The organism is Kitasatospora sp. NPDC048540, assembly GCF_040651175.1.
Lineage (GTDB): Bacteria > Actinomycetota > Actinomycetes > Streptomycetales > Streptomycetaceae > Kitasatospora.
Map to the genome: position 1 here is coordinate 23,439 of NZ_JBEZIR010000088.1, position 12,318 is coordinate 35,756.

Sequence of the window (12,318 nt, forward strand, 5' to 3'; positions counted from 1 at the left end):
CGTGCCGAACCGACGCCCCGCCCTGCTGCTGCTCGGCGGACTCACCGTGGCCTGGAACCAGCGCTGGCTGGACGCCGCCCGCGCCCGCGGCCTCGACCTGCTGGTCCTGGACGCACCCGGCCCGCACGCCGCCACCCTGCTGGCCGGCCGCCACACCCCGGGCCACCCGCTCTCCCGGATCGCCGACGCCGCCCTGACCGACGCCGACGACCACGCCGCCCTCGCCGACCGGGCCGCCGCCTGGGCCCGGGAGTACGACATCCGCGGCCTGTGCTGCCTGCGCGAGGAGTACGTCGAGGGCGCCGCCGTCGTCGCCGACCTGCTAGGCGTCCGCTCACCCGGCCTGCGGGCCGCCCGGGTCTGCCGCAACAAGCACCTCCAGCGCCGCTACCTCGCCGACTGGAGCCCCGGATCCACCCTGGTCCCCGCCGGCCGCCGCACCGAGACCGCCGCCGCCTGGGACGGCTTCCCCCTGGTCGTCAAGCCGGTCGGCCGGCTCGCCAGCTCCGGGGTCCGCCTGGTCGCCGACCGCACCGCACTGCTGGACAGCCTCGACGCGTACGGACCGGAGGAGACACTGCTGTTCGAACGGCGCGCCGAGGGCCCCGAGTACTCCGTCGAATCGCTCAGCCTGCACGGCGAGGTCCACTACCTCGGCACCACCGAGAAGCGCACCACCGAGACCACCGGCGACTACTTCGTCGAGATGGGCCACACCACCCCCGCCCCCGGCCTCGACGACCCCACCCGCGAACGGCTGCACGCCGTCCACCGCGCCGTCCTCGACCGGCTCGCCTTCGACACCGGCATGGCTCACGCCGAGTACCGGATCGGCCCCGACGGGCGGATCGCCCTGATCGAGATCGCCGCCCGCCCGCCCGGCGACAGCATCATGGCGCTGCACTGGCTCGCCACCCTCGCCCCGCTGGAGGACGCCGTCGTCGCCGTCGCCCTCGGCGAACGGCCCCGCCCGGCCCGCCCGCAGCGCTACGCCCGCCAGGTCTACCTCCCGCACGGACCCGGCGTCCTGGCCGGCCTCGACGTCCGGCCCGGCCTCGCCACGGAACCGCAGTGGTTCGACCCGGCCGAGGTCCGCGCCCAGGTCGCCGACTGCGCCACCCCCGGCGACCCGGCCGCACTGCGCTGCATCGTCGCCCTCAAACCGGCCGGCACCCGCCTCGCCCCGATCCGCCAGTCCGGCGACCGGGCCGCGATGTTCGTGGTCGACGCCGCCACCCCCGGCGAGCTGGACGCGATCGAGGAGCACTGCCTCGCCGCGATCGCCCTGCGGACCCGAGACTGACCCGACACCGAACGGACGGCACCCGACCATGTCAGCACTGTTCACCGCCGAGACGGCGCCCGCCCCCGAAGCCGGGTGGCCCGACCGGGCGGCCGTCGACCAGGTCACCGCCAGGCTGCGCGAACAGCCCCCGCTGGTCGCCCCGGCGGACTGCCTGGACCTGCGCCGGCGCCTCGCCGAGGTCGCCGCCGGCCGCGCCCACCTGATCCAGGGCGGCGACTGCGCCGAACTCTTCGCCGAGGTGTCCGCCCACACCGTCCGCCGCAAGGCCGCCCAACTCGGCGAACTCGCCGACCTGGTGGAGAGCGGCACCGGCCGCGAGACGACCGCCGTCGGCCGGATCGCCGGCCAGTTCGCCAAACCCCGCTCCCAGCCCTTCGAACCCGGCCCCTACGGCGAAAACCTGCCCGTCTACCGCGGCGACGCGGTCAACGACACCCGGCCCACCGCCGAGGCCCGCACCCCCGACCCCGAACGCCTGCTCACCGCCCACCGGCTGTCCGCCGAGATCCACCGCCACCTCGACGCCGAACACGCCGCCGGCGGCCGCCCGGTGTTCACCAGCCACGAAGCACTGCTGCTCGACTACGAACTCCCGCTCACCCGCACCGACGGCGGACAGCTCCACCTCGGCTCCGCCCACCTGCTGTGGATCGGCGAACGCACCCGCGACCCGGCCGGCCGACACGTCGCCGCGCTCGCCGGCACCGCCAACCCGGTCGCCGTCAAACTCGGCCCCACCACCACCGCCGCCGACCTCACCGCCCTGGCCGCCGCCCTCGACCCCGACCGGACCCCCGGCCGGCTCTCCTTCATCCTGCGCCTGGGCGCCGACCTGGTCGAACCCGTCCTGCCCCGGCTGGTCCACGCCGCCACCGAGGCCGGCCTGCAGCCCGCCTGGATCTGCGACCCGATGCACGGCAACACCGAACGCTCATCCGCCGGCCGCAAGATCCGCCGGATGACCGCCGTCCTCGCCGAGATCCGCTCCTGCGTCCGGGTGCTGCGCCGGCTCGGCCAGCACCCCGGCGGCCTGCACCTCGAACTCACCCCCGACGACGTCACCGAATGCGTCGGCGCCCACCACGACCCCGCCGTCCAGCCCCGCTACTGGACCGCCTGCGACCCGCGGCTCAACCCCGAACAGGCCCGCCTCGCCGTCACCGCCTTCACCGAGGAGGCCGGATGATCCGCCTCGGCACCGGCGAACTCACCCCCGCCACCGTCGCCCGGCTGACCGGCGGCCCGCTGCGCGAACCCGTCGGCCTCGACGGGCCCACCACCGAGCGGATGCGCCGCTCGGTCGCCCTGCGCGAACGCCTGGTCGCCTCCGGCGAGCCGCTCTACGGCGTCACCACCGGCTTCGGCGACCGCAACATCGGCCACATCCCCGCCGCGCACGCCACCGAACTCCAGCACCACCTGATCCGCTACCACCTGGTCGGCAGCGGCCCCGAGGCACCCGCCCCGGTGGTCCGCGCCACCCTGCTGATCCGCGCCAACTGCCTGGCCCGCGGCTACTCCGGGGTCCGCCCCGAGGTGGTCGACCTGCTCCTGGACTGCCTGCGGCACGACCTGCTGCCCGTGATCCCCGAACGCGGCTCGGTCGGCGCAAGCGGCGACCTCGTCCCGCTCTGCTACCTGGCCGCACTGCTGATCGGCGAAGGCACCGCCGTCCACCACGGCCGGCGCCGCCCCGCCCGCGAGGCACTGGCCGCCGCCGGACTGCGACCGCTCGCCCTCCAGCCCAAGGAGGCACTCGCCCTGATCAACGGCACCTCCTTCATGGCCGCCTTCGCCGTCCACGCCGCCGCCGAGGCCCGCCGCCTCGCCGGGACCGCCGAGGCCTGCACCGCGCTCGCCGTCGAGGTGCTGCTCGGCAACCGCGACCACTACCACCCGGTGATCCACCGGCAGAAACCCCACCCTGGCCAGGTCCGCTCGGCCGCCCGGATCCGCGCCCTGCTGGACGGATCGCAGCTCGCCCGCGACCACGCCCGGGTGCTGAGCGACAACCGGCCCGGCGACGGCCAGGAGGGCTACCGCCGGCTGGACCACCCCATCCAGGACCGCTACTCGGTGCGCTGCGCCCCGCACGTGATCGGCGTGCTGCACGACACCCTCGACTGGGTGGACCGGTGGCTCGACACCGAGATCAACTCCACCAACGACAACCCGCTGTTCGACCCGGACGGCGACCGCGTCCACAACGGCGGCAACTTCTACGGCGGCCACGTCGGCCTCGCCATGGACAGCCTGCGGGTGGCCGTCGCCAGCGTCGGCGACCTGCTGGACCGTCAGCTCGCCTGCGTGGTGGACGAGAAGTTCAGCAACGGCCTGACCGCCGGCCTGACCGCCCCGACCGCCGCCGACGACCCCGCGGCCGGTCTGCACCACGGCTTCAAGGGCGCCCAGATCGCCTGCTCCGCGCTGGTCGCCGAGGCGCTCTCGCTGGGAATGCCGGCCACCGCGTTCTCCCGCTCGACCGAGGCCCACAACCAGGACAAGGTCAGCATGGCCACCATCGGCGCCCGCTCCACCCGCACCGTCACCGCCCTGGTGCACGAGGCCGCCGCGATCCAGCTCGCAGCCCTGTGCCAGGCCGCCGACCTGCGCGGCGCCCACCTGCTCGCCCCGGGCACCGCCGAGGTGTACCGGCAGGTGCGCCGCCACCTCGCGTTCATGCCCGCCGACCGCCGGCTGGACACCGAACTCGCCGCCCTCGCCGAGGAACTGCGCACCTCGGGAGCCGCAGCCGAAGCGACACCCGCACCCGCACCTGCACCGGCAGCCCAGGACGGCCCGCCGGCCAGGATCACGGAGGACACCCATGCCTGACGTCGCGCACGCCGTCGCCGCGTACTTCGCCGCCGACCGGCCCGCCGGCCCGCGGACCACCCAGGACCCCGCGCCGGACCCCGCGCCGGAGGCCGTCCCGCCGCCGCTGATCGCCCTGCCGCTGCGCGAACGCCTCGCCCTGCTCGACGACGGCGCCCTCACCCTCCCCGAGTGGAACGCGCTCGCCGACGGCTGGGCCCGCGAGGCCGACCACCGCTACCGGGCCTGCGCCGAACTGCGGCCCGCCGGCCCGCACGCGCCGGCGCTGCGGCTCGGCGTCAAGGACACCGTCGACGTGGCCGGGTTCGCGACCCGGCTCGGGCTGCGCCGCCACCGCCACCACCCCGGGCGCAGCGCCGCCGTCCTGACCGAGGGTCACCGGCTGGCCACCGTGGCCAAGGTGGTCACCACCGAGCTCAACATCGGCATCGGCTCCGGCTGCGGCAACCCCTGGTTCCCGACGATCGACCCGGCCGGCTCCAGCACCGGCTGCGGCGTCGCCGTCGCCGCCGGCATCTGCGACCTCGCGCTCGGCACCGACGTGCTCGGCTCGGTCCGCTGGCCGGCCGGCCGCTGCGGCGTGGTCGGCCTGCGGATGACCCACGACCCGGCCGCCCTGCGCGGCATGCTGCCACTCAGCCCCGCGATGGACGCCCCAGGCTGGGTCGCCCGAACCGCCGACGACCTGGCGCTGCTGGCCGAGGTGTCCGGCCTGCCGATCCCGCGCGCCGAGCACCACCGGGGCCTGCGGATCGGCGTGGTGGCCGAGGTCGCCGAGGGCGGCGCCGAGCCCGGGATCCTGGACGCCCTGAAGACCGCCGGCGAACTGCTGGCCGCGCACGGGCACCGGGTGGCCACCACCCGGCTCGGCGGCCTGTGGGACCTGCGCGGCGCCGCCTGGGAGCTGTGCGCCCGGCAGGCCTGGCAGGGCAGCCACGGCTGGGACCCGCGGATCGCCGACGAACTGTCACCCTCCACCCGCCGGGCCGTCGACTCCGGCGCCGCGATCGGCGACCTCCGCCACCGCGAGATCGAGGAGCAGCTGGCCCGGACCCGGGCCGCGGTGCCGCGGCTGTTCGCCGACGCCGGGGTGGACGTCTGGCTGCTGCCGCTCGACCCGGACGTGCCCCGCCCGGTCGGTGCGCAGCGCGCCGCGTCGTCCCTGGTGACCCCCGGCCACCCGGACTACGACCGGGAGATCGGCTACACCCCGGTGGCGAGCTTCGCCGGACTGCCCGCCCTCACCTTCCCGGTCGGCCGGACCGCGGACGGGTCGGCGCCGCTGGCGGTCCAGCTGGTCGGACGCCCCGGCGCCGAGGGGGTGCTGATCGGGCTCGCCCGGGAGGCGGCCCGCACGGCCGGGGACCCGGCCCGCCCGTGAACGGTCGGCGGGCGGCCGGACAGGTGTGCGGCCGCCCGCTACAGTGCGCCGCTCGGCTCGGGACGGCGCTCGCGGGCGAGGTCGGCCCGCAGCAGCTCGGCGCGGTGCGGGTGCATCCGGGAGAACAGGGCCACCGCCCGGTCGCAGTGGTCCGACGCCGACTGCCGCTCGCCGGCGTCCAGCGCCAGCCGGGCCAGGCCCTCGCAGGCGACGCCCTGTTCGAACCTGAGGCCGAGTTCGGAGGCCAGCGCCAGCGCCCGTTCGTGGCAGTCCCGGGCCGCCTCGGGCGCGCCGAGCGCGCGGTGCACGGCGCCGATCAGGTTGAGGGTCTGGCTCTCCAGGTCCCGGCTGCCGATCTCCCTCGCCAGCACCAGGGCCTCCCGGGCCCGTTCCAGCGCCGCCGGCTGGTCGCCGCAGTGGTGCAGCAGGTCGCCGAACGCCCAGCGGGCCTGTGCCTCCACCTCGCGGGCCCCGAGTTCCCGGGTCCTGGCCAGGGCCTGTTCCAGGCAGCCCCAGGCCTCCCCGGTGTCGCCGAGCCGGGAGAGCACCCAGCCGACGTTCAGCAGGTCGACGGCCTCCCGGAACGGGTTGTCCAGCTCCCGGCTGAGGGCCAGCGCCCGCCGGTGGTGGGCCAGCGCCTGCCGGTACTCGGCCAGGTAGCCGTACACGACGCCGATGTTGCCCAGGACGGCGGCCTGGTCACGGGCGGCGCCGACCTGCTCGAAGATCTCCAGCGCCGCCCGGTACTGCTCCAGCACCGTCGGGTAGTCGCCGCGCAGCAGGCCGACGTGCCCGAGCGTCCACAGTGTGCGGGCCTCGCCGTAGCGGTCGCCGGTGGCGCGGTGCAGCTCCAGCGCGGTCCCGAGCGACCGGACCGCGCCGTCGTAGCGGCCCAGCGCCCGGTAGGCCAGTGCGAGGTTGGTGTGCACCTCGGCCTGGCCGTGCGGGTCGTCGGCGGCCCGGGCGGCGTCCAGGGCGTGCCGGTAGCCGGTCAGCGCCTCCTCGACGTAGCCGTTGCGGACCAGTAACGGGCCGACCGCGACCGCCAGCCGCCAGAGCTCCGCCAGGCCGTCGCCGGCCGGGGGGCAGGCCAGTACCGCGACGATGTTGGCGCGCTCCGCGGCCAGCAGGTCCGCCGCGTCCGCGACCGTCCGCAGCCCCGGGACCGCCCGCGGCGCCTCCACGGTCCGGACGGACGGCCGGCCCGGATCGGAGAGTTCGGCGACGCAGCGCGCCAGGTTGAGGTAGTGCCGGCGCAGCCGCCCGAGCGCCTGCTCCCGGCCGGTCCGCTGTTCCTGGTGTTCGGCCTTGGTCAGGGCGTACTGCCGGATCAGGTCGTGGAAGTAGTAGCGGCCCACGGTGTGCTGGCCGAGCAGGTGGGTGTCGAACAGTTCCTCCAGCATCACCTCCGCCTCGGCCACCGTGCAGCCGCTGAGTACGGCGGCGCCGGCCGCGTCGAAGTCGTGCCCGGGGTGCAGGCCGAGCAGCCGGAACATCCGCTGCTGGGCCTCGCCGAGCTGGAGGTAGGAGACCTCGAAGGCGGCGGCGACGCTGCGGTCGCCCGCCACCAGCTCGGCGAGGCGCCGCTGCCGGTCGCGCAGCCGGTCGGCGAGGTGGGCCACGCTCCAGGCGGGTCGGTGCCGCAGCCGGGAGGCGGCGATCCGGATGGCCAGCGGCAGGCAGCCGCAGAGCGCGACCACGTCCTCGACCTCGGCGCGCCGGCCCTCGGCGCGGTCCGCGCCGACGATGCGCACGAACAGCTCCACCGCGTCCCGGGGGGTGAGTACCTCCAGCGACAGGTTGACGGCGCCGTCGAGCGCGGTGAGTCTTCGCCGGCTGGTGATCAGGACGAGCGCGCTGCCGGCACCCGGCAGCAGCGGCCGGACGTGCCCGACGTCCCGGGCGTTGTCCAGCACGACCAGCACCCGCTGCCCGGCCAGCGCGGCCCGCCAGGCGGCCGCCCGCTGCTCGACGCCGTCGGGGATCCGTTCGGGGCTGACCCCGAGGTGGCGCAGCAGCCGGTCGAGGGCGGCGGCCGGGGTGATGGGCTCCTGCCCGGGGGTGTGGCCGTGCAGGTCGACGAAGAGCTGGCCGTCCGGGTAGCGGTCGGCCAGCGCGTGCGCGGCCCGGACGGCGAGGGTGGTCTTGCCGATGCCCGCCATGCCGTCGACGGCGGTCACCACCAGGGTCGAACTCCCGGCGCCGTCCTGGCCGTCGGGGTGGGCGGCCTGCTCGGCGAGGGCCACCAGGCGGTGGAACTCCTCGCCGCGGCCGGTGAAGTCGGTGACGTCGTACGGCAGGAAGCGGCGCTGGTGCGCGCGGAAGACGCCGCCCGCTGCGGCGGCCGGCCGGACGGCAGCGGCGGCCGCGGCCGGTGCCGGCGGGGGAGCGGCGGCCGAGGCGGTCGCGGGGGCGGGCGGCGGTGCGCCGGGTCCCGTGGCGGGCCGGTCCAGGGCGGGATCGCAGCGCAGGATCCGCTCGTGCAGCAGGCGCAGTTCGGCGCGGGTGTCCAGGCCCAGGTCGGCGGCGAGCAGGGCGCGGCCCTGCTGGTACACCTCGAGGGCGTCGGCCTGCCGGCCGGCCCGGTGGAGCGCCAGCATCAGCTGCCGGCGGAACGGGTCGCGCAGCGGGTGGGTGGCGACCAGCTCGGCCAGCGCGGGGACCAGCGATCCCGGCGCGTCCTCGTCCAGGCGCAGGTCGAACAGCCGCTCCAGGGCGGTGAGGCGCTGCTCGTCGAGGCGGCCCGCCAGGATCCGTACCGCGCGGCCGTCGAGTCCGGCCAGCGCCGGGCCGTTCCACCGGGCCAGTCCGTCGGTGAGCGCGGTGACGGCCCCGGCCCGGTGGCCGGCCGCGAGCGCCGTGTCGGCCGAGCGGACCAGGTGCAGGAAGCGGTGGGCGTCGACCCGCTCGCGGCCGCCGGGGGCGCCGGAGAGGTCGGCGCGGTAGCCGCGTCCGTCGGTGACGATCAGGTCGCGCAGCGGGCCGAGGCAGCGGCGCAGCGCCGCGATGGCGTTGTGCACCTGGCGCCGGGCGGTGTCCGGCGGGGCGTCGTCCCACAGGGCGTCGACCAGGGTGTCGAACGGGACGACCCGGTCGGCGTCCAGGACCAGGACGGCCAGCACTTTCTCCTGGCGCGGGCCGCTGAGGTCCAACGGCCGTCCGCCGACCTGGACCCGGAGCGGGCCGAGCAGCTGGATTCCCCACTCCTCGTCGCTCACGGGGCCCTGTCCTTCGAGTAGCGGTGGACAACTGGAAGCATGTATATCAGCAGTCGATAACACTGATCCGGAACTCCGGTGAACCCGCCAGCAGTTGGCAACCACGCTGCAACGACACCGCAACGGCACCGCAGCAACCCGGCCGACGGAAGGCACCGCGCCACCCCATGCACCACCGACCGGAGGACCCCCGGACCACCGCCGAACGCGCGTTCCGGCAGACCGCCGCGCTGCTCACGGCCGTCCTGCTGCTCGCCCTGCTGGCCCAACTCCCGCCCGGCAGCGGCGGCGCCGCCCCCGGCTCCCGCCCGCACGACGCGGCCTGGCTGCTGTGGCCCCAGGGCTGGAACCTCTTCGACAACGGCCAGTACGCCCCCGAGCTGGCCGCCTACCGGGCCGGCCCGGCCGGCTGGACCGCCGCCCTGACCACCCCGCAGGCCCCGCTCACCACCCGCTGGGGACCCGACCGCTCGCCCCGCACCCAGGCCCGCGAGATCGAAGCCCTCGCCGACCTCCTGCCGGCCACCGCCTGGCAGCCGTGCCACGCCGCCACCCTCGCCGACTGCACCCCGCCGCCCGCCACGGCCACACCGCCCACAGCGCCGGCCGTCCGCAACCCCGCCGCCCACCCCACCCTGTGCGGGCCGATCGCCCTCACCCGCGAGACGCTGGCCCGCTGGGGCACCCCCGACGCCGGCCACTGGCGGATCGACGACGCCGCGATCCTGCGGGTGGAGTGCCCATGAGACCCCCGTCCACCGCGCTCGGCCGGCGGCTCGCCACCGGCCTGGCCGGCTTCGCACCCGGCCCCGGCATCGCGGCCGGCCGCAGCCTGCTCGCCCTCACCCAACTGCTCACCCTGCTGTGCACCCCCGACGCCGCGCTCTTCGCCCACGGCGGCTACGGCCCCCTCGCCCCGTACTGCGACGGCTCCCGCGCACTCGGCCTGTGGTGTCTCGGCCCGGCCGACGGCACCATGACGGCCCGTCGGGCCGTCGCCGCCCTCGCGCTCGCCGTCATCGCCTCCGGCTACCGGCCCCGCTGGACCTGCCTGCCGCACTGGTACCTCACGTTCAGCCTCACCACCGCCACCGGCCTCGCCGACGGCGGCGACATGGCCGCCCGCATCGCCACCCTGCTGCTGGCCGTGATCCTGCTCGGCGACACCCGCCGCTGGCACTGGCGGCGCACCCCCGGCACCCTCCCGCCGCAGTGGCGCGGCGCCGGCTACGCCGCCCATCTCCTGCTCCGCGCCCAGATCCTGATCATCTACGGGCAGGCCGGCCTCTCCAAACTGCTCGACCCCGTGTGGCGCCAGGGCACCGCGATGTACTACACCCTGCACAGCCACTACTGGGGCGCCCCGGCGGCGCTGCGCCCGTGGACCGACCCGCTGGTCGGCCACGGCTGGTCGGTGCGGCTGCTGGGCTGGTCGGTCATCGCCCTCGAACTCGCCCTCGCCGCCGGCATGCTGCTGCCCGCCGGCGCCCGCCGGGCCGCCGTCCCGGGAGCCGTCGCGCTGCACGCCGGAATCATCGCCCTGATGGGCCTGTTCGGGTTCGGTCTGACCATGATCGCACTGGTGCTGGCCGCCGCCGCGGAGCGCCGATGCACAACCGATGTAACCGGAGGGCACACTGAGGACCGGTCGAGGACCGCTCGCGCGGCGGTCCGACCCACACTCGACCGGAGCAGTGAACAGATGCGGATACAAGGGGAATTAGCGGAATGAACCCGACCAGGCTCGTGATGTTGGTCATCGCGCTGGTGGCGACCGTCACCATCGTGTCCCAGCCCGGCTCCTCGCAGCCGGTCGTGCACCGGCAGCAGGCCTCGGACCCGTGCCCCTCGATCGGGCCCTGCTAGGAAGGAGAGTCCGGGATGTCCCGACTCGTAGTGGTATCCGGTGGCGGCAGCGGCATCGGCCGGGCGATCGCCGAACACTTCGCCAAGGCCGGCGACGACGTCCTGATCCTCGGCCGCCGAGAGGCGACCCTCGCGGCGGCCGCCGACGCGGTCAACGCGGAACTCGACGCCAAACGGCTCACCCACCGGGCCGCCGACCTCAGCGACCCGCAGCAGGTCGAACAGGTCGCCGCCCAACTGGCCGAAGGCGGCCGCACCGTCGACGTCCTGGTCAACAACGCCGGCGGCTTCTACGGCCTCGACCAGCCCGACACCCTGGCGGGGTACGCCGAGCAGTGGCGGGCCAACTTCGAGGGCAACGTCCTGCCGACGGTCCTGCTCACCGAGGCGCTGCTCCCGCAGCTCACCCGGCCGGGCGCCCGGATCGTCACGCTGTCCTCGATCGCCGCCCTGCGCGGACCGGGGACCTACGGCGGCGCGAAGGCGGCGCTCCACCCGTGGAACGCCGAACAGGCCACCGCGCTCGGCGCCGCGGGCATCACCGCCAACATCATCGCGCCCGGCTACATCGAGGCCACCGAGTTCTTCGGCGACCGGATGACCCCGGCCGGCCACGCGGCCCGGATCTCCCAGACCCTGGTCGGCAAGGCCGGGCAGGCAGCCGAGATCGCCGCCATGACCGGCTACCTCGCCTCGCCCGAGGCCGGGTTCGTCACCGGCCAGATCCTCCAGATCAACGGCGGCGCCCTGCTCGGCCGCGGCTGACCCCCCCCCGTCGGCGCACCCCCGCAGCGGCCCTCCCGTGACCGCTGCGGGGACCGGCGGCCGCCCGCGGCCCATGGCCTGATCGGCGGCACCTGGCCCGCGGCGCGTGCGCGCAGCCACGTCACCGCGCCCGCCAGGCCCGGGGGAGGGGTTCGGGCTGCCCTACCCACCCCCGTTGAAATGATGCGTACGCGTCAAAAAGTGGGAGGAGAAATCCCCCATCGGGAGCACGGGCCCGGCCCCGACGGTCCGTCGTCCTGGGGCGACCGTGCCGGGCGCTCTCCCGCAACCGGCCGTGACAGGGAAGGCTTCTGCCCGGTGAGCCCCTGCCCGGGGCGGGTTCACCCGTACCGAGTCCTTCTTCGGCAGGGAGACAACCGTGAACGGATTCAGGAAACCGGCTCTCGCGGCCGCCGCGGTGGCGCTCGCGATCGGCGGCACGCTCGCCGTGTCGTCCGCGTCCGCCGCTCCGCAGGCGCCGACGGGCAGCACGGCCACCACCACGGCCTGGGCCAAGGTCAGCGCCGCCGGGGCACTGCTCGGCGGCTCCGGCGTCACCGGCGTCAGCCACTTCGGCAACGGCCGCTACAACATCACCACCACGGCCGACCTGGGCGAGTGCGCACTGCTGGGCACCGTCAACACCAACGGCGGCAGCGACCCCGGCCCGGGCAGCTCGTCCGTCCTGGTCGGCAAGGTGAGCTCCAACACGCTCTTCATCCGCACCGCGACACCGTCCAGCGCCGGCAGCGCGGCCGTCGACAGCGACCGGCCGTTCTCGATCACCATCGTCTGCTGACCCGTCGTCACCGAGGTCACCGAGGTCACCGCGGCGCGCCGGACGGGAGCCACCCCGCCCGCCGGCCGGGCCCCCCCCCCGGGGGGCGGGCCCCGCGCGCCCCGGGGGGGGCCGGGGGGGCGGGTCCCCCCGCCCGCGCGGCCCAAAT

10 protein-coding genes are annotated in these 12,318 nt (G+C 76.0%); 9 read left to right on the forward strand and 1 reads right to left on the reverse strand.

Annotated elements, in window-relative coordinates; translation table 11 throughout:
- Position 1 precedes the first annotated feature (1 nt).
- The 4 genes from AB0D08_RS28205 to AB0D08_RS28220 are packed head-to-tail and all read left to right on the forward strand — an operon-like array spanning position 2 to position 5,522.
- Positions 2–1,303, forward strand: coding sequence for an ATP-grasp domain-containing protein (locus AB0D08_RS28205; RefSeq protein WP_359892779.1), 1,302 nt, complete (start codon positions 2–4; stop codon positions 1,301–1,303).
- A 28-nt stretch (positions 1,304–1,331) separates the two neighbouring features.
- Positions 1,332–2,492 (forward strand): 3-deoxy-7-phosphoheptulonate synthase, encoded by a 1,161-nt coding sequence (locus AB0D08_RS28210; RefSeq protein WP_033824274.1) that lies wholly within the window; start codon positions 1,332–1,334, stop codon positions 2,490–2,492.
- Complete coding sequence (locus tag AB0D08_RS28215) at positions 2,489–4,141, forward strand: aromatic amino acid ammonia-lyase (protein WP_063794494.1); 1,653 nt, start codon at positions 2,489–2,491, stop codon at positions 4,139–4,141. The genes AB0D08_RS28210 and AB0D08_RS28215 overlap by 4 nt, the downstream gene beginning before the upstream one ends.
- On the forward strand, positions 4,134–5,522 hold the full coding sequence (locus tag AB0D08_RS28220) for an amidase (RefSeq protein ID WP_359892782.1): 1,389 nt from the start codon (positions 4,134–4,136) through the stop codon (positions 5,520–5,522). Before AB0D08_RS28215 ends, AB0D08_RS28220 begins: the two co-directional genes overlap by 8 nt.
- Before the next feature lie 38 nt (positions 5,523–5,560).
- Here the strand turns inward: AB0D08_RS28220 and AB0D08_RS28225 are convergent, their stop codons facing one another.
- Entirely contained in the window at positions 5,561–8,740 is a 3,180-nt protein-coding gene (locus AB0D08_RS28225; RefSeq protein WP_359892785.1) for a BTAD domain-containing putative transcriptional regulator, read from the reverse strand.
- A gap of 167 nt (positions 8,741–8,907) precedes the next feature.
- On the opposite strand from AB0D08_RS28225, the gene AB0D08_RS28230 reads away from it, so the two are divergent.
- The 5 genes from AB0D08_RS28230 (at position 8,908) to AB0D08_RS28250 (ending at position 12,170) form a co-directional block, all read left to right on the forward strand.
- Entirely contained in the window at positions 8,908–9,486 is a 579-nt protein-coding gene (locus tag AB0D08_RS28230; RefSeq protein ID WP_359892786.1) for a hypothetical protein, read from the forward strand.
- Positions 9,483–10,472 carry a sporulation-delaying protein SdpB family protein gene (locus AB0D08_RS28235; RefSeq protein WP_359892788.1) on the forward strand — a complete coding sequence of 330 codons (990 nt, stop codon included), beginning with the start codon at positions 9,483–9,485 and terminating at the stop codon, positions 10,470–10,472. Before AB0D08_RS28230 ends, AB0D08_RS28235 begins: the two co-directional genes overlap by 4 nt.
- Positions 10,469–10,606, forward strand: a complete 138-nt coding sequence (locus AB0D08_RS28240) for a hypothetical protein (RefSeq protein ID WP_359892791.1) — start codon at positions 10,469–10,471, stop codon at positions 10,604–10,606. Before AB0D08_RS28235 ends, AB0D08_RS28240 begins: the two co-directional genes overlap by 4 nt.
- Positions 10,607–10,621: 15 nt before the next feature.
- A complete protein-coding gene (locus AB0D08_RS28245; protein WP_033821486.1) occupies positions 10,622–11,371 on the forward strand; it encodes an SDR family oxidoreductase in 750 nt (249 codons plus the stop codon).
- Between the two features lie 379 nt (positions 11,372–11,750).
- A complete protein-coding gene (locus AB0D08_RS28250; protein WP_359892792.1) occupies positions 11,751–12,170 on the forward strand; it encodes a hypothetical protein in 420 nt (139 codons plus the stop codon).
- Positions 12,171–12,318 lie beyond the last annotated feature (148 nt).

Bases quoted from the DNA above. Each gene is read 5' to 3' on its own strand.
- AB0D08_RS28245 (WP_033821486.1), top strand. From the start codon at position 10,622: ATGTCCCGACTCGTAGTGGTATCCGGTGGCGGCAGCGGCATCGGCCGG.
- AB0D08_RS28220 (WP_359892782.1), top strand. From the start codon at position 4,134: ATGCCTGACGTCGCGCACGCCGTCGCCGCGTACTTCGCCGCCGACCGG.
- AB0D08_RS28240 (WP_359892791.1), top strand. From the start codon at position 10,469: ATGAACCCGACCAGGCTCGTGATGTTGGTCATCGCGCTGGTGGCGACC.
- AB0D08_RS28215 (WP_063794494.1), top strand. From the start codon at position 2,489: ATGATCCGCCTCGGCACCGGCGAACTCACCCCCGCCACCGTCGCCCGG.
- AB0D08_RS28235 (WP_359892788.1), top strand. From the start codon at position 9,483: ATGAGACCCCCGTCCACCGCGCTCGGCCGGCGGCTCGCCACCGGCCTG.
- AB0D08_RS28210 (WP_033824274.1), top strand. From the start codon at position 1,332: ATGTCAGCACTGTTCACCGCCGAGACGGCGCCCGCCCCCGAAGCCGGG.
- AB0D08_RS28230 (WP_359892786.1), top strand. From the start codon at position 8,908: ATGCACCACCGACCGGAGGACCCCCGGACCACCGCCGAACGCGCGTTC.